At 48.3% G+C, this 22,386-nt stretch carries 16 protein-coding genes; 12 read left to right on the top strand and 4 right to left on the bottom strand.

Features of this window, described 5'->3' with window-relative positions:
• Positions 1-87 precede the first annotated feature (87 nt).
• Entirely contained in the window at positions 88-1,770 is a 1,683-nt protein-coding gene (gene ilvD / locus EPA93_RS16515) for a dihydroxy-acid dehydratase (RefSeq protein WP_129894555.1), read from the bottom strand.
• Between the two features lie 226 nt (positions 1,771-1,996).
• On the opposite strand from ilvD, the gene EPA93_RS16510 reads away from it, so the two are divergent.
• The 5 genes from EPA93_RS16510 to EPA93_RS16490 all read left to right on the top strand — a co-directional run bounded on the left by EPA93_RS16510 (position 1,997) and on the right by EPA93_RS16490 (position 8,366).
• A complete protein-coding gene (locus EPA93_RS16510; RefSeq protein ID WP_129888562.1) occupies positions 1,997-2,911 on the top strand; it encodes a LysR family transcriptional regulator in 915 nt (304 codons plus the stop codon).
• A 253-nt stretch (positions 2,912-3,164) separates the two neighbouring features.
• On the top strand, positions 3,165-4,562 hold the full coding sequence (locus tag EPA93_RS16505; protein ID WP_129888561.1) for an amino acid permease: 1,398 nt from the start codon (positions 3,165-3,167) through the stop codon (positions 4,560-4,562).
• A complete protein-coding gene (locus tag EPA93_RS16500) occupies positions 4,549-5,775 on the top strand; it encodes an aminotransferase class V-fold PLP-dependent enzyme (RefSeq protein WP_129888560.1) in 1,227 nt (408 codons plus the stop codon). The genes EPA93_RS16505 and EPA93_RS16500 overlap by 14 nt, the downstream gene beginning before the upstream one ends.
• 678 nt (positions 5,776-6,453) lie before the next feature.
• Positions 6,454-7,140 carry a VC0807 family protein gene (locus tag EPA93_RS16495; RefSeq protein ID WP_129888559.1) on the top strand — a complete coding sequence of 229 codons (687 nt, stop codon included), beginning with the start codon at positions 6,454-6,456 and terminating at the stop codon, positions 7,138-7,140.
• Positions 7,141-7,178: 38 nt separating this feature from the next.
• Positions 7,179-8,366 (top strand): cytochrome P450, encoded by a 1,188-nt coding sequence (locus EPA93_RS16490; RefSeq protein ID WP_129888558.1) that lies wholly within the window; start codon positions 7,179-7,181, stop codon positions 8,364-8,366.
• A 372-nt stretch (positions 8,367-8,738) separates the two neighbouring features.
• Here EPA93_RS16490 and EPA93_RS16485 read toward each other — a convergent pair whose 3' ends face one another.
• From EPA93_RS16485 to EPA93_RS16475, 3 genes are all read right to left on the bottom strand, one after another.
• On the bottom strand, positions 8,739-9,146 hold the full coding sequence (locus EPA93_RS16485) for a DUF3224 domain-containing protein (RefSeq protein ID WP_129888557.1): 408 nt from the start codon (positions 9,144-9,146) through the stop codon (positions 8,739-8,741).
• A 280-nt stretch (positions 9,147-9,426) separates the two neighbouring features.
• Positions 9,427-10,683, bottom strand: a complete 1,257-nt coding sequence (locus EPA93_RS16480; RefSeq protein ID WP_242527425.1) for an RNA-guided endonuclease InsQ/TnpB family protein — start codon at positions 10,681-10,683, stop codon at positions 9,427-9,429.
• On the bottom strand, positions 10,655-11,284 hold the full coding sequence (locus tag EPA93_RS16475) for an IS607 family transposase (protein WP_129888556.1): 630 nt from the start codon (positions 11,282-11,284) through the stop codon (positions 10,655-10,657). The genes EPA93_RS16480 and EPA93_RS16475 overlap by 29 nt, the downstream gene beginning before the upstream one ends.
• Positions 11,285-11,623: 339 nt before the next feature.
• Between EPA93_RS16475 and EPA93_RS16470 the strand changes: the two genes are divergently transcribed.
• The 7 genes from EPA93_RS16470 (at position 11,624) to EPA93_RS16440 (ending at position 22,258) form a co-directional block, all read left to right on the top strand.
• Complete coding sequence (locus EPA93_RS16470; RefSeq protein ID WP_129888555.1) at positions 11,624-11,899, top strand: MerR family transcriptional regulator; 276 nt, start codon at positions 11,624-11,626, stop codon at positions 11,897-11,899.
• A 71-nt stretch (positions 11,900-11,970) separates the two neighbouring features.
• Entirely contained in the window at positions 11,971-13,092 is a 1,122-nt protein-coding gene (locus EPA93_RS16465; RefSeq protein ID WP_165423181.1) for a helix-turn-helix domain-containing protein, read from the top strand.
• Positions 13,093-13,281: 189 nt separating this feature from the next.
• On the top strand, positions 13,282-14,274 hold the full coding sequence (locus EPA93_RS16460; protein ID WP_129888553.1) for an AAA family ATPase: 993 nt from the start codon (positions 13,282-13,284) through the stop codon (positions 14,272-14,274).
• A gap of 6 nt (positions 14,275-14,280) precedes the next feature.
• Positions 14,281-15,696 (top strand): DUF58 domain-containing protein, encoded by a 1,416-nt coding sequence (locus EPA93_RS16455; protein ID WP_129888552.1) that lies wholly within the window; start codon positions 14,281-14,283, stop codon positions 15,694-15,696.
• Positions 15,620-17,116, top strand: a complete 1,497-nt coding sequence (locus EPA93_RS16450) for a DUF4129 domain-containing protein (protein WP_129888551.1) — start codon at positions 15,620-15,622, stop codon at positions 17,114-17,116. The genes EPA93_RS16455 and EPA93_RS16450 overlap by 77 nt, the downstream gene beginning before the upstream one ends.
• A gap of 196 nt (positions 17,117-17,312) precedes the next feature.
• Complete coding sequence (locus EPA93_RS16445) at positions 17,313-20,564, top strand: winged helix-turn-helix domain-containing protein (protein WP_129888550.1); 3,252 nt, start codon at positions 17,313-17,315, stop codon at positions 20,562-20,564.
• A 164-nt stretch (positions 20,565-20,728) separates the two neighbouring features.
• Positions 20,729-22,258, top strand: coding sequence for an FAD-dependent oxidoreductase (locus EPA93_RS16440; protein WP_129888549.1), 1,530 nt, complete (start codon positions 20,729-20,731; stop codon positions 22,256-22,258).
• Positions 22,259-22,386: the final 128 nt, after the last annotated feature.

Here is a 22,386-nt window from a genome sequence, read left to right as displayed (position 1 = left end):
AAATGGATTGATGGCGGCTTGTCGCGGCTAGATGTATTCCTGCTTCTATTGCCTCATGAGAAGGCCTTGAGCCTGGCCTGTGGACATTTAGCAATCCTCAGGATCTGCCAGGACTGCCCCGGTATCGGCCGAGGTAACAAAGGCTGCGTAGCGCCGCAACCAGGAGCTTTTCACGCGACCTTTGGGCGGCTTAACATTTGCCAGACGTTGCAGTATTTCTTGTTCCGTCAGATCGACGGCCAAACGACGCTCGAACATATCGATATGAATAGTATCTCCATCTATCAGCGCAGCAATTGGACCGCCGGCCGCCGCTTCTGGCGAGATATGACCGATACATGCGCCCCGCGTTGCGCCGGAGAAGCGACCATCAGTAATCAGGGCCACCTTTTCACCCAACCCCATGCCCATAAGGTTGGCGGTAGGTGCCAGCATCTCCTGCATGCCGGGTCCTCCCCTTGGGCCTTCGTAGCGAATTACTACCACGTCGCCTGGCTGTACTTTGCCATTGAGAATAGCAGCGCAGGCCTCCTCTTGTGAGTTATAGATGCGAGCTGGACCACTATGCCGTTGCATACTCGGCGCGACAGCTCCAACCTTTACCACCGCGCCAGAGGGAGCAAGATTCCCAAAGAGTACAGCCAGGCTACCATGTTCGCTATAAGCATGCTCAAGGGAGTGGATGACTTCATGGTCCTGGATGCTAGCTTTAGCAATGTTTTCGCCTAGCGTTTTCTGGGTGACGGTAGGGCGATTCAGGTTGAGGGCTCCTGGCTTACGGGAAAGCTCTTTGAGAATAGCGCTGATGCCTCCCGCCCGATCGACATCTTCCATGTGCCAGCGCCCGGCAGGGCTAAGCTTGCACAATTGAGGTGTGCGCTCGGCAATAGTGTTGATACGCTCTAAGGAATAATCGATATTGCCTTCATGAGCCAGAGCTAGCGTGTGGAGAACTGTATTGCTTGAGCCGCCCATAGCCATATCCAGGGCAAAAGCATTATCGATACTCTCTTCATTGACGATCTGGCGCGGGGTAAGGTTGCTTTCTATCAACTTGAGGACCTGTTGTCCGGCCGCCTGGGCGAGAAATTGACGCTCCTGTGAGGTGGCCAGGCGCGATCCATTACCGGGGAGAGCCAGGCCAAGAGCCTCCATCAAGCAATTCATTGAATTTGCCGTAAACATACCAGAGCAAGAGCCGCAGGAAGGGCAGCCATTCAGCTCAAGCTCATGAAGTTGTTGAGCATTGATTGAGCCAGCTTTGTAAGCTCCCACCCCTTCAAAAATGCTGGTTAGATCGACGCTACGCCCATCAGCCAGCTTTCCGGCGGCCATAGGACCACCACTGACAAAAATGGTAGGGATATCCAGGCGCATGGCTGCAAGCAGCATGCCGGGCACAATTTTATCACAATTGGGAATACAGACCATGCCATCAAAACGATGGGCTTCGATCATCGTCTCAATGCAGTCGGCGATCAGTTCGCGGCTTGGTAGCGAATATTTCATACCAATATGCCCCATAGTGATGCCATCATCAACCCCGATGGTATTGAATTCGAAAGGTACACCACCAGCAGCGCGAATGGCATCTTTGACCAGTTTGCCAAATGCCTGTAAATGGACATGCCCGGGCACAATATCGACATAGGAATTGCAAACAGCGATAAATGGCTTCTTAAAATCGTGCTCGCCTACCACGCCGGTTGCACGGAGCAAGCCCCGGTGTGGCGCGCGCTCAAAGCCCAACTTGATCTGATCTGAACGCATCATTTCTCCTTTACTTACTGAAACAGTATGACGTTTTCCAGACAGCCCTTTTTGTATGGTTAATAGAGTTTAAATACTGTCTAAGATAGTAAGCTTGTTTTGAGTATAGTGAGCGGTAGTTGATTTGTCCAATACTTTTTTTGATGCGATAATGATACCCTGAAGGTATCACTATCAGGCCTGGCAAAGAAAGTTCTTTGTAATCTGTATTATTAGGAAGGTTAGTATGGAGATCCCCAAGCTCACCTATTTTTTGGCCGCAGCTCAAACGCTCAATTTTCGTCGGGCGGCTGAGCTGTGTTCAGTCGCTCAACCAGTACTGAGTCGGCAGATAGCTGCACTGGAGGCCGATCTGGGAGTCGAGCTTTTCAAGCGGGTTAAGAAGCGCGTCCAGCTGACCGAAGCCGGCCAGGAGTTTGTAATCTATGCCAGGCAGGCCCTGGAAGCCCTGCAACAGGGACAGCAGGCAATGGTAGAGTTGCACGCGGGTGCGCGCGGACTCGTACGCGTGGGTTGTATTGAAGGCTTTGGGACAGAGCGGCTTCCGCAGATCTTTGTAAGTTTTCAACAGCGTTTTCCACAAATCCGCCTCCAGGTTTGTATACGTGGCACAGATGAGCTTTTGCAGCTTGTCGAAAACCAGCAATTGGATTTCGCTGTTGTTGGTATGACCTTTGATCGCGGTAAGCCGCCGGCCACATTGGTCGTGCGAGATATATTTCGCGACCAATTGCATATGCTGGTTGCTCCTCATCATCCTCTCGTTTCGCAGAGAGTAGCTATGCCTTTGCTCCTTAAGGATGTGGCCCGCGAGCCGTTGGTACTCTTACGAGAAGGTTTTGGCGCGCGGCGAGTGATCGAGCGCGTATTTGCCCAGCGGAACCTCCCTCTACAGGCCGTAGCCGAAGTAGACATGCTTGAGGGCGTCCTGGCTTTTGTCAGATTGGGCATAGGGGCCACTTTTGTACCTCCTTCGATGATCAGGTCAAGCCAGCGAGCTGAAGTCGTAGCCTTACCACTTGCAGATCTTAAGGAAGAATTTGTGTTTGCTCTGGTGCAACGACGTTTGGGAACTCTCTCCGCGGCGGCAAATGTGTTGATGCGAACTGTGTTACACGAGCTGAAGCAAGAAATCCCATAGTCCACGTCTTTTTCTTTGGCCTGGCCTCTTGTCTGATGAGACTTGTGATCCCTAGTAAACAGGCGGAGTTTAAGGTAATATAATAATTATTAGGATGATAGAAGAAATAGTTACCCTTATTTTAGTACTGCTTACCTGGAGAAGGAGATGGTTTTTTACGTTTTAAAGTTTGGCCTGTAGTAGATTATGCCTGATGATTGTCTCGCATCTTGGAAAGAGCACGGGAAAGTCAAAATATGAAAGGATTACTACTATGGAAACACAAAGCGAGAAAGCAGAGAAGTCCGTATCGACATCCGGACAAGAGGGTGGACTGGCTCGAAAACTACGAACCGGCCAGATTACAATGATTGCAATTGGTGGTGCGATAGGTACAGGGCTTTTCCTGGGCTCTGGACTGGCTGTAGGTTATGCCGGTCCTGGCGTTATCATCAGTTATATTATCTCCGCTATAATTGCGTACCTACTGATGTTTTGCCTATCTGAAATGGCTGTAGCGCATCCCACAGCGGGATCTTTTGGTGTTTATGCTGAGCGCTACATTGGGCCCTGGGCGGGATTTCTTGTACGCTATATGTATTGGGTGGCTCAAGTATTAGCGATTGGAGGTGAGGCCACAGCTGCTGCTCTATATATGAGCTTCTGGTTTTCGGCGATACCTGCCTGGATCTGGGTAGTTATTTTCTCGGCAGCGCTAATTTTTGTTAATGCGCGTTCCGTGCATGTATTTGGAACTATCGAATACTGGTTCGCGATGATCAAAGTTATAGCCATAGTCGCTTTTATAATTGTGGGCTGTATCTTAATTTTTGGTATTAACGGCGTTGGATCGGCCATGCATAATTATGTAAGCGTTGGTGGCTTTCTTCCCCATGGCTGGGCTGGTGTGTGGTTAGGTGTACTTGTGGGAGTATTTAGTTTTTACGGTGTGGAGATTGTAGCTATCACTGCAGGAGAGGCAGAGAATCCCGAACATGCAGTTCCTCTGGCAATGCGGACTATGTTGCTGCGCTTACTCCTATTTTATATATTTTCTCTTGCTCTCATTGTAGCGATAGTGCCGTGGACGAAAACAGGAGCACAGATAGTGACCGGGAGCCCATTTGTGCTGGCCCTGGCCCGGGTTGGTGTTCCAGCGGCAGCAGATATTATGAACTTTGTAGTCATTACTGCAGCCCTTTCGAGCATGAACACAAATCTCTATTCTTGCACACGTATGATTTTTTCTCTCTCACGAGGCGGTTATGCTCCACGCAAATTAGGAGAGGTGACACAAGCGCAAGTGCCATTGAATGCATTATTGCTCTCCAGCTTTGGGTTGCTCATAGCAGTAGCGCTGAACTTACTGACTCCAAATGCATGGGGTATTATTTTTGGAGTATCGATATTTGGCGGAATGTTTGTCTGGTTAATGATATTTATCACATTTTTCTTTTTTCGTCGCAAATGGCAAGGTCGCGCGCTGCCAGTGAAAGCCCCATTTTTCCCGGTTGTGCCTATTGTTGGGACCTTGTTGCTATCAGCTGTTCTGCTCACCATGCTGATCAGTGCAGATTGGAGCTTTGCCTGGTATGCAGGAGTTCCATGTATTGCTATCTTGCTAGGTTTGTATGCAATAAGCCGAAGGAGATCCAGGTATGTTAAATCCTGAACAGTATCGTTCAAATTTCCCGCTACTACAGTCAAAGATCCATCTTGCTAACTGTTCACAAGCTCCACTATCTACAGAGACATTAGGAGCGCTTGATAGGTATAAGCAAACGTTACTAGAAGACGGAATGAACTGGCAAGCCTGGATGAACGAAATCGAGCTGGCGAAGGCCGAGTTCGCGAAACTCATAGGCGCTTCTGTGGAAGATATCAGTGTTATGAGTAGCGTATCCGATACTATCTCTGCCATTGCAAGTTGTTTGCCAATCTATGGACGTAAGAGAGTTGTGGCAACTGTCAATGAGTTTCCTACTGTTGGCCATGCCTGGCTGGCAAGAGCGCAGCGTGGACAAATCGAAGTAACATTTGTGGAAGCTCCTGGAGGATTCTATACCGAGGAAGTCATAGAGCCTCATTTGCGGGTTGCCTCTTCCGGCTATGAACAAAGCATGTCAACACAGGGACATCAGATAGAGCGGCAAGAGGATCTGGCACAGGAGCAGGGCGTGGCCATTCTTAGTGTTCATCAGGTATCCTACTATAATGCTGCCTTACAGAACCTGCGCGAACTGGCGGATGTTGCGCATCGTCATGGGGCGCTTCTCCTTGTTGATGCCTATCAAGGCTTAGGGACAGTGCCGCTGGATGTAAGAGAATGTGGAGCTGATATTGTGGTTTCAGGCAACCTTAAATATCTGTTGGGCGTTCCTGGCATTGCGTTTATGTATGTGCGCCACGGTTTAAGTGAGGATTTGCAGCCTGGTATGACAGGTTGGTTTGGCAGAGTTAACCCATTTAATTTTGATGCGACAAAGCTAGATTTCGCGCCAGGTGCACGGAGATTTGATATGGGGACGCCTCCTGTCATGGCCGGTTATATAGCGCGAGCAGGAATGCAGCTTATAGACAAGGTAGGGGTAGCTAATATATATCCCCATGTTCAAAATTTATCACAACTGGTGATAGAGGGAGCGCAAGCGCGAGGGCTTGAAGTGGCAAGCCCTCTAGATATAAACAAGAAAGGCGCCTCCACTGCTATACGCGTAGGCCCACATAGTCATGCTATCGAAACGGAACTGTCCAGGCGCAATATTATAGTTTCAGCTCGTGCGGATGTGATAAGGTTAGCCCCTCATTTTTTTACTACAGCATCTGATATTGAGATTGCTTTAGATGAGCTAGCTAACGTCTACAAGACAATGCAAAAGAGTTGAGCTTTTAAGAAGGGCTCATGAGAAGTGATACCCTCTGGATTACTGGCAATCGCAGCATCTAGAGGGTATCTGGCATTCAAGCCGCTGCATGATAAGAAAAGGAAAGCCTCTCCTTGTCCCATTTAATTCGCATATTTTAGCGAGCGTTAGGTAATGCACAGGAATGCGTTCCAAATAATTGGGCATGAAGATAGCCTCATGCCTTTCATGATACAGGCTACAACGTTCGCTAAAACTTAGCAGTTCGTCTATGCTACTCATCTAAAGAGATTTGCCGCCTGGCTTCTTAACATGCTTCAAGAAGAATTTTTATTGGTCCTGGTACAACGATGTTCGGCGCCCTGCTGGCAGCGGCAAAAGAGTTGAACGAACTGAAATAAGAAATTTCTTGAAGCCTCTTTGTGATTTAAAATGTTGAGGTGCATCAAACCCTGGGACGAAAAATGGGATCGAAAAAATCAAACTAGAATCAAACCTGAAGGCGATGCGCTTCCATCCTGTTCTCGCTATACTTCTCTTGAGCAGAATACAAATACAAGAAAAAGCAGATGCAGGCAACTTCGTAGCGTTTGCATTGGTTTTATAAAAGGTGCATCAGTTAACGTTTAATGCTGCTAAATAAAAAGGTAAAGATGATAAAAGGGAGCATAGCTGACTTTGAAGAATGGAATGCATAAGGTGGAAGATAAACGCCATCTCTCAAAAGTAGAATATAAGCCCGATATTCAGGGAACGGCCCATATCAAGGATTTCATTCCTGGAATTATTATTAATGGTGTATTGCCTATTCTTATCTGGAGTATATTGAAACAAGCTATCGGCCTTTCTGATTTTATTGCTCTAGTTGCAACCGGTATACCGTCGATCATCTCTATACTCATAGGGATAATACGACACAAGCACATAGACTTCCTGGCCGGCTTTGCTTTGTTTGCAATAGTCGGGTCCTTGCTTCTTTCTACTCTCAGCGGCTATGGGAAATTGTATCTGTTGCGCGATCTACTGCTTACTGCTCCCATCGGCCTGATCATCATCGCCTCGCTACCGTTATCCAGGCCGTTCATGTACTACATCGTGAGATATCTCATGGCCGCGCATGATGGAAAGAGGCTGGCTTACTTTAAGATACAGTGGCAATGTTCTCCTGACGTACGCTCGAAAGTATATCTCTACTCATTTATATGGGGACCAGGATTACTCTTAGAAGCTGGGGTACGAGTCTACCTACTATTTACGCTGGATATAACGCACTTTTTAGCTATATCACCTATCGTTAGTTACAGCTTTTATGGCTTCTTGATATTTCTTTGCGTTATCGTGCGCAAAATGGGAATATCAATCATAAAGAAGAAAAGAAGTAGATAAAAGCAAAATTAGAAATTAAAAGGAAGGAAGTTTTGCTTATGTTACATACATTACGATCAGTTGAAGATTTTTATCGGCAGCATTCCTGGCTTCGGCAGATGCGTGAGACATGCCCTGTTTGGCTAGATGAAAGGAGTGGATGCTGGCATGTATTTCGCTACAATGATGTGTATCGAGTAATTACCGACTATGCCAGCTTTAGCTCAGAGAAACCAAAAACGTCTTCTGCTGCAGGATCAAGCATATTATCTATGGACCCGCCTCGCCATAAGCAATATCGCAATCTCGTAGCGTATGCATTCACACCACGAGCTCTCGCACGTCTCTCGGAGCGGATAGCCGTTCTCACACAAGAGCTGCTTGATAAAATTCGTTTCAAGGGCCAGATGGATCTGGTAGCAGATTTTGCTTACCAGCTACCGACCATTGTTATTGCTGAGATGCTGGGCGTACCTGCGTCTGATCGCTCGCTTTTTAAGCGTTGGACTGATGTGTTACTGAATCATCAGGTAGATGATGCGGAGCTTTTTCGTCCAGATCTGGCGTTAGAAACTGACGATATCGAACATACCTATGAAGAGCTAAAAGAATATCTTGAGGAGGCTCTAAAGGAGAGGCAGAGCAATCCAAAGGAAGATATGATGAGTGACCTGCTTGCTGTTGAGATGGAAGGCAAACGTTTGAGTATGGAGGAGAGAGTCAATTTTTGTCGGATACTTTTACTCGCTGGCCATCTCACAACAACTAACCTGTTGAGCAGTGGCATCTGGTGTTTTGATGGGCAACCTGGATTGATAGAGCAATTGCGTAAACGACCTGAGCTTATGCCAGGGGCCATTGAAGAAGTGCTCCGCTATGCGGCGCCCGGCTGGCGTATTACGCGCATGGCCAGAACAGATGTAAAGCTGGCGGAGGTAACCATCCCTGCCGGCGCAGCAATTTTTGCCTGGTTGGCATCAGCGAATTGGGATAGCACGCAATTTTCAGATCCCGATAGTTTTGATGTTGCTCGCTCGCCAAATAAACATCTTACTTTTGGACATGGTATTCATTTCTGTATTGGTGCGCCTCTAGCGCGCATGGAAGCGACCATCGCCCTTTCAATGTTACTGGAACAACTGCCTCAGCTTTGTCTAATAGATAGAGCAGCGTTGGAGCCTTTTGAAGGAACCACCCTCTTTGGTTTTAAACGTATGCCAGTGACCTTTGTCCCACAGACAAATTGAATGGCAAGCATATTGTAAGCAACTGAGCGGCCTGTCTCTAGCCAGGTTCGCATAAGAAGTTCCCTCTTGAATAGAGGGGAGAGATCAACAAGATGGATAGCACCAATCATTTTGCATTCCCTGTGTTGTAGAAGGAGATAAAACAGCAAATTTGCTCATTGCCAGGATGAGCTTCTATCCCATCCTGGCGATGTCTTGTGAGTGTTGCAGGAATAGCTTCCTCGCACCTTTCTATGTTGGCAGCTTGTTGCATATCCGTGGAGCTTTCTTTTCGTTTGGAGAACAGAAGAGAAAGATGAGAGTCAAGATGGGTTTGACCTGGATAAATATTAATCTGGTTGGAACCAAGGTATGAATTGGCCTATGCTATTTTTATTCTACAATCTCGTAGTCGAGACTAAGCGTGGCCTCTTCTCCTTCGTGATAAAAGCTGCAATGCCCGCGTATTCCTTGCAGCTCGTCTGTACCGGAGCCTGGTACTACGTAGCCAAAGGAATCTGTAGCGCTGCCATGTGCCATTGCTCCGCCATGTTGGATAACAAAGCTGCCTGAGCGGTTGCCGATACGCCCTACAACTCTTTCTGTGGCGACGTAACCAGCGCCAGAATTACCCTCGCTCTGACACATGAGCAGCGTAGCTGTGCTCTCGGCCTCGATATTTCCCTCAAAGATCTTCTTTACTTTAGCCTGGAAGAACTGGGAACCTTTCTCTGGCTCGTCATAAGGAGTCTGGTCCCAGGAAGTAATCTTAAAGTTAGCGGTAGTATGAATAATACTCATAGTGATTCCCTCTCTTCTCATTGTATCTGTTGCCTGTATGGTTAGAGCTATTTGTTGAATAACAAATTTATTTTATCGCTGATTTAGGAAAATTTCGGTCCTCAACTATCCCCTGTTCTGTGTTAACGAAAAATGTTGTAGCGGGGATACAAGGACCATATACCAGACGAGTTAGCACTGTCTTAGGCACAACTTGAAAGGCTTTACTTTGTAGGGAGTTGGAATATCACTATTTTGTCCTATTCTAGAGTATGTGCTGCTGTAGTGATATACTGCCTTTCTAAATGTGTTCAAATGTATTCACACATTGGTCGGTGGCGTTGGAAACCTCTGCACACCGATTTTCGATTGCGGTGAAAACGTCCGCACACCGCACGGGATCGCCCGTGTGTGGCCCTAGCCGGGCAAGATACCGCTTGAGGATATTCACCGCGCTATTCTCATCACGGTCTATCACTAAGCGACATTCAGGATTAGGACAGCGATACGTTCGTTTCCAGAGTGGCATTGCTTGCTTCTGTCCACAGCCACTACAGGTTTTTGAAGTATCCCTTTCATCTAAGATTTGGAGGTCTTTTCCGTACAACTGACATTTGTAGAGCAACATCTGAATGAAGGTGTACAAGCCCCATTCGTTAAACACTGCTCGATTCAGGTGCTTGTTCCGTTCTCGATGCTCTTTCATGACCATTTGCCGTTGAGAAAGGTCTCCAACCACAACGGTTCTTTCAACCAGCTTGTGGGCTATCAGATGGCTAGCCTTGTGCAGAGAGTCGTTCTGCTTGTTGCGTTTCTGCTGTGAAACGCGCTTGTAGACTTGGCTCAAACGCTTGTACCGACGTGACCCCTTTTTGCAGCGATCACGCTTTGACCGGATTTTGTCCAGTTGCCGACAGTACCAACGTGAACCCTTGAAGCCATTAATGTGATAGAAGCGACCTTGCTCGTTGACGCCCGTTGCAAGCGTCTTCACACCTAAGTCAATGGCTAGCACCCCATCGTGCTCATGTGTTTCCTCTTCCTCATCGTGGACAAATGAAGCATAGTAATGTCCCTGTCCATCCCTGGATATCGCCACATCTTTGTAGCCCGTTGGTGCTTCCTCAGTGAGCTTGGCAATCACATCAGGGTAACGCTTGTTCTTGCCTTTACCCCCTGTCGGAAGCCTGAGAGATAAGCCCTCTACCTGGATGTACATGGCTGGATAGATCAAGGTGAAAAAGTTGTGACGTGGGCGTACCCTCGGAAAACCGGGCTTTTCACCATTTTTGACCCGTCGAAAGAATGCCTTCATTGAGCCATCCAGGCGGAAATAGACCTCTTGCAGAAGCTTGCCGTAGACAAACTTTAGTTCAGGATCGTGCTCTTTACTGGCTTGTAGCGTCTTCTTGGCCTCTTCCCATCCAGGCCACTTTTCCCCATCTCGTAGGCGCATAACCCACCAGTTGTAGAGGCCCCTGCACTTTCCTTGCATAAATTCCAGGGTTGCAGCGTCCTGGTCGCTGACTTCAAGCCGGATTTTCTTGCTTATCAGCATTTCCTGTTACTGCCTTTACTAATGTCCTTTTGTATGAGCGGAGTCCGTGGAACCTCGCAGAAAAAACGGTACAAATCATGATCAGATCTTCAACCATCTCTTTTTCCGGTGAAAGCTTCTCATTGTTCATGACGACAATTTTCGTTCCGTGCCGCTCACAAAAGGCTTCAAACCATTCGTACCCAAAGCGTACCAATCGATCACGATGAGCGAGGATGAGGGTTTTAACCCGGCCTTGTTCGATCAGTTCAAACAGGTGGTTAAACTGTTTACGCTTGTAGTTCAGGCCACTGCCGATATCCTGCATCCACTCATCAACAACAAGGACTTGCTCGGTGCAGAACTGCTCTAGCGCCTTGACTTGGTTCGTGAGATCAGGCTTTTGTGCTACACCTGAAACTCTGGTATAGGCGATAGTGAGCCGTTCATCCTCCGTGTTCAGTCCCATGTACGCTAAGTACTGGTCATGCGTGTAAAACCGTCGATTGCTGACAGGGGATCGATGAGCACGTAACCGGCCCTCTCGATCCCACCGTTGTAGCGTGTTCGTTGACCGTCCGATAAGCGCCCCGAAATCCTTCGGGGAATAGGTTGTCTTCATGTAAGCGTTCCCTTCGTGAACAAAACCCTTCGTTCGCGGGGACGCAGTACAGTAAGAATGATTTCTCAATTCCAGTTAAAGGTGTGACATTTCGTTGCCTTGCCCCTACCATATAGCGGCTTGACTTTCGCGGCACACGCCGCTTGTCCCTGCTCCTACAGATGGGTAACTCGTAAGCAAACAAGAAATGCTGTTCAGTTGTTCAGGTGCAGTTCTTTCAGTCTTGACAATCACTAATCAATCACTCTAAAATGAATTATAAACTATGCGTGATTAATTTGTCAAGGGTGACTATCTGTGTTACACTCGTTAGGAAAGATTGACCAGTGAGGATAAGCTATGACTACCGAACCCGATGAGAAGCGAGATTATATCACGACACCTCAAGCGGCTGAGCAAGCTTCCCTGAGCGCCAACTACATTGCAACTTTGCTCAGGAAAAAGAAGCTTGAAGGCTTCCAGATGGGGCGTGATTGGTTTGTCTACACTGACTCACTGAACCAGTTCTTGCAGACAACCCGCAAACCAGGCCCGAAAGGTCCACGCAAGAAGGCGGCAAGTTCTTCCGACGATGCGCCAGACCATCACCTATCCTCACCAACTAGTATGAAGTAGATCGGGCAGTTCCAACAGGTGCAAATTGTGGCGCATCTCGAAAGCTTACGGCGACAAAGAAGGATAAAATTGTGGCTCAGCATCGAAAAGAAACCTCACTAGCAGGACAATTCCTCAAAAGCTATCGAGAGAAACACGGCCTGACTCAAGAGCAACTAGCCTACGATCTCAACCTAGAGCCACGTACATTACGGGCATACGAAAACGGAGAAAGGCCGCTCAATAACGTGAAAGAGTTACATCGCATTGCGGATAGATTAGGTGTAGAGCCAGAACAGTTAGGCGTTGCCGGAGCACTCTATGTACCAAGAACGCCCGAAGAGATAGAAGAAGCCCTTCAACACGCATGGGAACTGGTAGAAGAGTCACGCCTACGAGAAGCTAGAGCCGTCATTGAACGATTAGCGCACAATCTACGAACCCAAATCACATCAGAAAATCCGGCCTTGTTACGTAGTTTGGCACAGACCTATCATGCCGCTGGCTACATCGTGTCAGAGGCCACAAAAGCAGGTGAGTCCTACGAAGCGATGCTGTATTACAAAGAGATGGAAACCATTGCACGCTTGATTAAGGATGACACCTTGCTCAACATCGCATTAACGTACCAGGGCGATATGCACCGAAGACTAGGAAACCTGGATAAAGCTGCAACCTTGCTTGAAGCGGCAAGGGACACAACACCAAATGCCGACAGTGCAGCATTAGGAAACGGCATTCAATTGTTAGCGCGTGTCTACCTGAGAAAAGGTGATATGAAGGGCTTTGACCGGGCCATGAAAGAGTCCGAGGAACTATCGTACAGCTTCGATCAAGGGGCTAGTAGCACAAGAGGTCACTACAGTCCTGGTACTGTCTACGAGGAATATGGGCGTAGTTATGGCGATTTGGGGATAACAGACAAAGCATTAGAATATCTTGATCGAGCACAAGCAAACCTACCGAAAACGAAGTTTTGGGAACTACTGATAGCTACGTCTAGAGCAATGGCACTCATCAGGGGTAGCGACATGGAAGCAGGCGTTAAGATAGCGGTAGAAGTGACACAGGAAATAAAAAGTGTTGGCGTACTTCGCTATCTGGACCGCATTACCCTTGCAAATAAGTACCTGGAAAACTTGGAGAGGAAAATAGGAAATGTAAGAAAACCTCTTGCAGATGCTTTATACGAAGATAAGGTTACTGACTACTAACTTCACTAAGCCAATGGTAAAGAGAACCATCCATGCTGCAAAAGCGGTAAGGATGGTTTTTTCATGCTCAATTTCTGCCAGTTTCTTTACAATTGCATACATTTAAACACATTTTTGAACACTGTTGATTCCTCCTCCTAAGCGTCAGAAAGTTTTTGGCTATTCTCAATGAAGCAGGAGAGGCCCTTCATGGCTGATGACACGATTTTGTCTTCTATAAGCGTTGTGCAACAAGTAGCGGCGGCAATTCGTGCGAACGTGGCACGTGTAATCATTGGCAAGCTTGACGTCATCGATCTATTGCTAGTGGCGTTGCTTAGCGATGGGCATGTCTTATTGGAAGATGTTCCGGGTATGGGGAAGACAGTTATGGCTAAGGCACTGGCCCGTTCGCTCGGGGCTACTTTTCAACGGGTGCAGGGAACACCTGATTTGCTTCCAACCGATATCATTGGAGTTAGCTATTTTGATCAACGTCGTAACGATTTCACCTTTCGGAATGGGCCCCTATTTTCTCAGATTCTCCTGGTTGATGAGGTGAACCGCACGACACCGCGTACCCAATCGGCCTTGTTAGAGGCAATGGCAGAGCGTCAGGTTACTGTAGAACGCGAAAGTATGCGCTTGCCAAGGCCATTTCTGGTAATTGCAACCCAGAATCCTGTGGAGTTGGAAGGCACTTTTCCTTTACCAGAGGCGCAGCTTGACCGCTTTTTGCTCTCCATCACTATTGGCTATCCTTCTGAAGAGGAGGAGGAAGCGATCTTGCACCGCTTCAAGTTAGAAGAGCCGCTGGAAGAGTTAGAGCATGTGGTGAGCGCAACACAATTGCTTGAGCTGCAAAAGATTGTGCGACAGGTACAATGGCAGCCAGAAGTTGAACGCTATCTTCTGTCAATTGTGCGAGCGACTCGTACGCATGCTGCCATTCAGCTAGGAGTGAGCCCGCGAGGTACTTTAGCCTTTTATCGAGCGTGTGAGGCGTACGCAGCCTTGCAGGGGCGTGGTTTTGTTTTACCAGATGATATCAAACATCTGGCCGTGAATGTGCTGGCCCATCGTTTATTGACGACCACGCGTACGCGTATGCGTGGCAAACGCAATCGTGAGATTATTGAAGAGATTGTGCAGGCGACACCGGTTCCTGTAGAGACAATAGCACCTCCGTCAGCGAGGAAATAATTTGCGATGAATACTGACCTTCTCACGATCGAACACGATCAGGAGCTGCTCAAGAAGCGTCGTATGTGGTATCTGCTGGCGCTAGCGCTGCTCTTGCTCAGCGTACTGGCACAGCAGCCAATCATTTTATTTGTTGCATTGTGTATCGCAATCATCGGCGCTGTGCCGAATATATGGTATCTCCTGGCCTTAAGACATCTAGTTGTTAGGCAGAGGCTGGATCAGCAGCATCTATTCTTTGGAGAAATTGTCAAGCTCTCGGTCACCGTGGAGAACCGCAAATGGTTGCCGCTTACCTGGTTAGAGGTAGAAAACACGATCAGCCCTCCGCTACAAGTTGTCAAGAAACAGAACCGGACCTTGCGCCTGCAGAAAACTGACTATGATATGTTCACGCACACCTGGCTGCTCTGGTCGTTTCAACGGGTGACGCGCCATTATCGCTTTCTGGGCAAAGCACGAGGACTGCATACATTTGGTCCTTTGCGACTCAGGAGTAGCGATCCGCTAGGCTGGCTAGAATGTGAAATTACCGTCCCTACAAGCGAGGTCCTGGTCATCTATCCCTTAATTATTCCCCTTGAGAGCCTTGGTTTTGCCTCGCTTCATCCCTTTGGGGATTATACGTCGCGGCGAAGGCTGGTCGAAGATCCATTGCGATTTGCGGGCGTGCGCGACTATCAGATTGATGATGATCCGCGCCGTATTCACTGGAAAGCATCAGCGCGTGCCGGGCATTTGCAGAGTAAAATGTACGAGCCGAGTAGCCTGCATCGTCTACTTGTGTTGCTGGATGGCTGGAACTTTGCCAGAGATCTACGCAAAGCTGATCCTGAGCTGCAAGAATTTACGCTGTCTGTAGCTGCATCGCTGGCAGTCTGGGCCCTCCAAGAAGGATATATGACCGGCTTGTTGACGAATTGCGCGCTGATAACAGGGCTGATTGAGAAGACAGGTAAAGGAACGCAGCAGATTGAGTGGGATGATAGGAAAATTACAGAATTAGAGCACCTCAAGCTTTCTTCACCGGGAGTTAGCGTACCGTTCGCCGCTGATCATGCCCAGTATGAGCAGATTCTTACAACCCTGGCTCATCTGGAGCCACGTTCCAATACCACAATTGAATACTGTATTGATACGCGTGAAGACATGTTCCCGCAAGGGAGTACGATTCTTATGGTTAGCGCAGCTACATCACTCAATGCAGAGACGGTTGAACGCCTTCTCGATATGCAGGTGCGGGGCTCGGCTGTTTATCTAATACTGACAGGTGAGCCGGGAGTAGAGGTGGAAACAAATCTCTATGATTTAGCTGTATATTATGTTGGGGGAAAGGAACGTTGGCGTGAGCTTATCAAAGCAGTCAACAACAGCACAGAGGAAGCCCTGGGTACTGGCTCTATTCCGCTTCAATTGGATTGAGTACTGCGTAATTCCCGTTGCTATCAGTCTCATGGAAGCGCAGTCAATCTTGCTGGTACTGCTCGCATTGCCAATCCTGCTAGGAGCGAGCACAGCTTCACCGGTGATCGATGAAGCAAGCATTATCTTACTCTTGTTGGGGCTGCAGTGGTGGGCTTTGCTGGTAAAATTAATTTCTACGCATCCTGGGAAGGAGAAGCTGGGAGCTCTCTTGCCTATTGGGGGGCTGATAGTAGCAGCGGGATGTATGCTTATTACCCATCTTGCGTTGTTGACTGAGCCGGGAAAAATGTTCTTGATGGGATTAGTAGTATTATGGAGTTGGAAACGAGGGCTGGATTGGGCGCGTACAAACGCGTATGATGAGCACTTTATTCTCACGTTTAAGATCAGCCTGGCAATCTTGCTTGTGGGTCTACTCCTGGTTCTCTGGTCTCGGGTTTCCAATAATGCTGATAGTCAGGTGCTTAATGTGCTGAGTTATGCCTTTCCACTGTTTTTTGTTAGTGGATTGCTTGGTCTCTCTTTTATCCGTCTGAATATGAGCAGAAAAGAACAGAGTCGCTATGCTGTTGTCGGGCGTAATCCTTTGCGTCTGTGGTTGCTAGCACTGACCATCCTCTGGTTGCTCGTTATAGTTGGGGCGCTGGCTTTCGAGATATTTTCCTTTAATGTAGTTATGAATGTGATAGGGCTGCTCTGGGTGATCCTGGGAGAGATCGTCAGCGAAATACTGTATCTACTCTACTGGATACTTGCGCCTTTACTCTCGCTCTTACAAGGTCCTGCTACGTTACCGCTGAATAAAACTCATCCTCTCAACAGGCCTCAACATGTGGGATTGCGAGAGAACAATGTGCCACCGACATTACCATCATGGCTACTTGCAACCGGTCAGGTTATCATGATATTACTGGCCCTGGCTGCCCTTATTATCGTTATTCGCTTGATACTACGTAACTGGCATATAAGGCACGATGAGAGGGAAGATGAAGAAGAGGAGCGCGAAACGTTTTCAGCCCAAGAAATCTTGCGCCAGCGGAGGCAGGAAAATCGTAGGCATAAAATGGAGCATGGATTCGAGCTTGAAAAGCTCGACAAGAATTCGGCCCGGGCGCAGTTTCGCCAGCTATTGCAGGCGTTGGCTGATAGCGAGCAAAGCGAGGTACTACCTACTCGGCACCTTAACGAGACACCTTCTGAATATCAAACGCGCCTACTTAAATACATTTCCTTGACAGCGGATACCGGGGAGCAAGAAGAAAAGTTCAGGGATACTATACGGCTTCAAGAATTGACGCAGGCATATATCCAGGAACGTTATGCTGGAAGAGATGTGAATCAGCGGGAGCTATCTGAGCTGCGCATCTGGTTGCCACAGTTTATCCAACGACTACTGAAGCATAAGCAGAGTAGCTAGCACAAGGTAGAAGACCTGGAAGCCTTCATCGGGAGGATCTCACGGCGGGAAGGAAGAAGCTGCGCTGAAGTTTGTTGGTAAAGAAGTGTAGCTTGTGAACTTAGCTGCCAGCAGGAAAATCTTGCGTGTGGGGAACCAATGAGTGTGAAAAGTTCCCCAACATATGATAGACTATTAAAGGATAGTGAAAATAGCAGTGTCAGAAAGTAAAGCGAGTAGCTGGCCTGTGGCGAGATCAACACCAACCGTACGTGATAAAATTCTTTATAGTGAAGAAGGAGCAGCCATCTCTATCGTTGTAGGGTCAGAGCAGTGGTTAGCCTGGCTAAACGAGGAGACATCCAGCACTTTTGCATTTCGTGATGGTAATGGCTCTTATACTGCACGCAAAGAACGTGTGGGGAACCGGCGCGGTGGCTGGTACTGGAAAGCCTATCGGAAATATCAGGGCAGGCTCTATCGCACCTACCTGGGCAAATCAGAAGATTTGACACTTGAGCGTTTGAGAGAAGTTGCTTACACGTTGGCAGCACGCATAGCCGCAGATGCTACTAGCGCAGATGACGATAGTGAAGAGGAGCGGCAGGCTCAACATCAGAAGCCTCAAGCAAGCAATATGGCTCCCTTACTAAAAACCAAACTCTACCCTCCTCAGCTTCCAACCTGGCTTGTTGAACGAGCCTCTTTATTTGCGCAACTTGATGGAAGTCTGCGTCACAAACTCACTGTAGTGCAGGCCCCGGCCGGCTTTGGCAAAACCACACTTGTTAATCACTGGCTTGCCTCACGTGGCGTATCTCCAGATTTCCCAACGATGTGCTGGGTTTCGCTTGATTCGGGGGATAATGATCTCATGCGTTTCTGGCGGGCAGTAATGACGGCTGCGCAGAGATTACTGGGGCAAGAACAACAAGCGGCTGGGCAAGCCGCTCTGGCTCTACTTACAGTAGGCACTTATTCACTCTTTGAGAGCCCCCCGTTAGAACTAGCTCTGACACGCCTGCTCAATAGCTTTACTGAGCTCGATAAAGAAGGATTGTTAATCTTTGATGACTATCACGCTATATCGGATGCTGCCATTCATGAAACGCTGGCCTTTTTTATTGAGCACTTGCCGAAAACGATACATGTGCTGTTGCTCACACGATCCGAGCCAGATTTGCCTCTCTTACGCTGGCGAGCGAGGGGAGAGCTCTTTGAGCTATACAAAGCTGAACTGAGATTTTCCCACGAGGAGATGGTTGCCTTTCTGCAACAAGCGTTGCCAGTTACTTTCTCGGAAGTAGCCCTCAGTCGGCTAGATACCTTGCTAGAAGGCTGGGTAGCAGGGCTGCGTTTACTCGCCCTGACCTTTGCCAGATGGAAAACCCCGCAATCTATTGAACAGGCATTAGTAGTTCAGGGCCAATATACTTATCCGCAGCGTCACTTGCTTGATTACTTTATGCGAGAGATTCTAGAGACGCAGCCAGCAGAGCTGCAGAGCTTTCTCTTACATACAAGCGTACTCAGCCGGCTCAGCGGGTCTCTCTGTGACACTATCACCGAAAGCGAGAACAGTAAAGAGAAGCTAGAGGCTATTTCACGGGCCGGCCTCTTTTTGGATGCGCTGGAAGGGCCAGAAACGTGGTATCGCTATCATGCCCTCTTTGCAGAAGCCTTAAGGCAGGAAGCGCGTCGCCGTCTAGGTGAGGAAACGCTGGCTAAATTATGGCGGCGTGCAAGTGTATGGTATGAGCAAGAAGCAATGTTCATAGAGGCGATAGAAATGGCCTGGCTAGCACAGGACATGGAGCGAGTTGCCGAATTAATTGAGCAGCTAGAGATACAATATTTCTATGAACCAATTTCGATGCGCAGCTGGCTAGAACAGCTACCGGAAAGCGTATTACGCAAGCATCCACTGTTGTGTCATATCCTGGCGGTAGAATTACGTTTTCCTGTAGAATATCGCTTTTCTCAGACAGCCATCCCAGCTTCCAAGGTAGTATTGTTAACTGAAGATGAACGTATACGCGTTGAGAAACTACTGCAAATGGCTGTAGAAGGCTGGACGAGTCGTGGCATGTATGCCGCAATTGGCGCAAATCGTGCTTTTTTGGCATTGAGTGCTATGTTAGGAAGAGAAACATTTTCCTCTGTAGTGAAGCATGCGTACGAGGCACTGGCTTATTTATCACAGGAAGACGAACTAAGCCCATATCTCCTTATGTATCGAAGTTCATCTCTCTCATTGGTTGGACTAGATAAACTGCGTCTGGGTCGCCTTGACGAAGCTCGCCAAGACCTTCTCCAGGCCGAAAAGGATAATCTTCCTCCGAGCAATCGATACCTCAATATTCAAATACGATTAGCACTGGGTAAGACATATTTGCTTCTGGGTGAACTGAGACAGGCGAGCAGATATCAGCAACACGTGCTTAGTGAGGCGAAGGATCTTAACGATGATGTCTCGATCGCTGATGCCTTGCTTGAATTGGCATGGGTAGCTTTTGAGACAAATGAGCTTGTAGATGCGGAAATATATGCGAAAGAAGTAAATAGGTTAATGCAGGGTTCTAGCCTGCCCGAAAGCCAGGCCCTTTCCAGGAGGGCGGCGTTACAACTTGCGCTTCTTCAATATGCGCGTGGCGAGATTGCCGTCGCTTTAGAACAACTAAAAGTTCTCCTTGCCAACCCATGGGAGGAATGGACTCCTGAGAGCCTATTGCTGCATGCTCGTACTTATGCCTGGTATGGGCGCTTGCTGATCGCCGCTGGCAATCCACTGATGATACAAGATGGATTAGAGATGAAATTTCCAAGCGGAGAGACTGAAGCGATTACCGAGCAGCTGGAGGTACAAATCTTGCGTGGACGGCTCCTACTTGCGCGAGGGGAAGGCAGAGCTGCTCTTCTACAATTTACACACCTCTTGATTGCGGCCAGGGAAAACCAGCATGGCTATCATGCCGTACAGATCCAAATCTTACTAGCATTGGCGCATGCAGCTTGCAATCAGCACAAGCAGGCTCATTACTGGTTGCGGCAAGCTCTTTTGCAAACAATGCAGGAAGGCTATGTGCGGCTCTTTCTTGATGAGGGAAGGTCAATAATTACCTTGCTGCGAGCTTTACTGCCTACTTTGCAGCATGAGCCCACGCTACGCTCATATGTCCAGAGATTATTGCAAGCCACCTCCTGGCGTTCGGGCCTGGCTCAGAAGGCACAAAGTACTTTCGGCAGCCCATTTTTTGTACCGCTTTCTGAGCAAGAAGAACGTGTGCTGCAGCTATTAGCAGCCGGATGGTCCAACCAAGAGATCGCCAGAGAATTGATCATTTCGGTGAATACTGTGAAGTACCATGTCAAGCATCTTTATCAGAAGCTAGGGGTTAGTAATCGCCTGCAGGCAAGTGAGGTTGCCCGTGACCTTATTCGTAACGAATCATCTGTAAAGCCCCTCTAGACTTGTTTCTGGCCAGTCTTCCTACTACTACCCACTGCACTACCCGCAGGGAGAGTGTGCTCTTTTCCCGTGTTCACTATACTTTCAGAAGATGCTTGAGAGCAAGCAGCGATATATGCGAAAAAGTGCACAAATATATTCTTTTAGGAAGAGGAAAGAAAATAATGGCTATAAACAGAACTGCCGAGGATAGAAAAAAAGCGCTAATCATTGGAGGTGGAATTGCTGGTTTACTTGTCGCTCGCGTACTTTCCGAGCAATACAATGAAGTCCAGATAATTGAGAGAGACGCCTGCCCAGAACAGCCAGGGATTCGGGCAGGGGCGCCACAGTCCTTTCATTTGCATCAAATATTGCCGCGTGGAGAAGTTATTCTGGATAGCCTCTTTCCTGGCTTTACTGCCGAAATATTGGCCCATGGAGCCTTCCCCATCCAGAAAAATACCCTGATCCAGATGATAAATCCTTACGGAGCGATCCCTTTCCCTAGTACAGGAGGAGAGGAGATAAAAGCGGGGACTTATAGCAGGGCATTACTTGAGTGGGTACTGCGTCAACGGGTAGAAGACTTGCCAAATGTCAATTTTCTCTACCATCAGCAAGTCATCGGGCTAGAAACCAGTGCAAATGATGGGCAGCTGACTGTTAATGGTGTTTATATCCGGGAGCGTGGGCAACTGCAGCAGCGGACCACGCTTCTAGCGGATTTAGTGGTTGATGCCAGTGGGCGTTCTTCCAAGCTTGCACAGTGGCTTTCAGATCTTGGTTACGATGTGCCGGAGAGCGAGCGCGTGACGTCGGCCATTGGTTACAGCACACGCTATTACAGAATTCATCCTGAGAAAAGAAATCTGGGGGTGATAGTGATAGAGGGTGATCCGGCTACTGGAAATTCCAGTGGAGGAGTACTTAAAGCTGTAGAGGATGATATCTGGTCAGTCTGTATTGCTAGTGTTGGTGGCAACTACCCCCCTACTGAGGCAAAAGGCTTTGACGAAGGCCTGGCACAGCTGATTAGCCCTGCAATAGCTGAAGCTGTGAGGGGAGCTGAAGTGTTAACAGAGCCACGTGGCTATCGCATACCTGAATGCGTTCGCCAGCACTATGAACAGATGGAGCGCTGGCCAGCAGGCCTGCTTGTAATTGGTGATGCACTCTGTCACTTTGATCCAGTCTATGGTCAGGGTATGACTGTGGCGGCTATTGAAGCTGAAACGCTAGCGATGTGTTTGCAGCAGCAGCAGGAGCAGCCACAAGCAGATTTTGAACGTCGTGTTCTCCAGAGGATGCAAGAAGCGATCTATCCGGCCTGGTGGCGTAGCGTGCTAGAGGATCTACGCTGGACAGGCGTCACGCATAAAGGCCCGGTGGAGCTGAAAGGTGTGAAGCTTCTGCATAAGTACTTTGAATTTTGCATGAAGCAATCCACGCGTAAGCTGTTAGAGCAGATGCAAACCGGCGATTTCAACCCGTTGTACATGAGCTACTTCATGATGAACTGGCTGTTCATTTCTCCGCGCGACGTGATCAATGCCAGGACGCTTTTTGCCCTCTTGGAGGGAGAAACTCATGAGGAGAAGCAGGCAATACTCACGGAGATGTTTGAGGGATATGAGCAGAATATTGAGGCCGCTCTTGAAGAAATTGTGCCTCACTTCACTTTTGAATTCAGACAGCCGCCGGTAAGCATGTAGGCCTGGCATGTAGACGCCGAGCTGTCTACTGTGTCCTCATTTGGCCAGTGGGCTGCTTTTATCGCGTTTTTGATCTGGCTTTGAGGAGCGCTTGAGCTAAGCAGAGAATATTAGAAGTTCATTTGGGA

The organism is Ktedonosporobacter rubrisoli (assembly GCF_004208415.1).
GTDB classification, from domain to species: Bacteria; Chloroflexota; Ktedonobacteria; order Ktedonobacterales; family Ktedonobacteraceae; genus Ktedonosporobacter; species Ktedonosporobacter rubrisoli.
Note: the sequence above shows the minus strand (reverse complement) of the source record. Positions and strands in the feature narration are given on the sequence as shown.

What these genes read in the sequence shown, in the direction of transcription:
- ilvD (WP_129894555.1), bottom strand. Translation starts at nt 1,770, where the DNA reads ATGCGTTCAGATCAGATCAAGTTGGGCTTTGAGCGCGCGCCACACCGG.
- EPA93_RS16510 (WP_129888562.1), top strand. Translation starts at nt 1,997, where the DNA reads ATGGAGATCCCCAAGCTCACCTATTTTTTGGCCGCAGCTCAAACGCTC.
- EPA93_RS16505 (WP_129888561.1), top strand. Translation starts at nt 3,165, where the DNA reads ATGGAAACACAAAGCGAGAAAGCAGAGAAGTCCGTATCGACATCCGGA.
- EPA93_RS16500 (WP_129888560.1), top strand. Translation starts at nt 4,549, where the DNA reads ATGTTAAATCCTGAACAGTATCGTTCAAATTTCCCGCTACTACAGTCA.
- EPA93_RS16490 (WP_129888558.1), top strand. Translation starts at nt 7,179, where the DNA reads ATGTTACATACATTACGATCAGTTGAAGATTTTTATCGGCAGCATTCC.
- EPA93_RS16485 (WP_129888557.1), bottom strand. Translation starts at nt 9,146, where the DNA reads ATGAGTATTATTCATACTACCGCTAACTTTAAGATTACTTCCTGGGAC.
- EPA93_RS16480 (WP_242527425.1), bottom strand. Translation starts at nt 10,683, where the DNA reads ATGCTGATAAGCAAGAAAATCCGGCTTGAAGTCAGCGACCAGGACGCT.
- EPA93_RS16475 (WP_129888556.1), bottom strand. Translation starts at nt 11,284, where the DNA reads ATGAAGACAACCTATTCCCCGAAGGATTTCGGGGCGCTTATCGGACGG.
- EPA93_RS16470 (WP_129888555.1), top strand. Translation starts at nt 11,624, where the DNA reads ATGACTACCGAACCCGATGAGAAGCGAGATTATATCACGACACCTCAA.
- EPA93_RS16460 (WP_129888553.1), top strand. Translation starts at nt 13,282, where the DNA reads ATGGCTGATGACACGATTTTGTCTTCTATAAGCGTTGTGCAACAAGTA.
- EPA93_RS16455 (WP_129888552.1), top strand. Translation starts at nt 14,281, where the DNA reads ATGAATACTGACCTTCTCACGATCGAACACGATCAGGAGCTGCTCAAG.
- EPA93_RS16440 (WP_129888549.1), top strand. Translation starts at nt 20,729, where the DNA reads ATGGCTATAAACAGAACTGCCGAGGATAGAAAAAAAGCGCTAATCATT.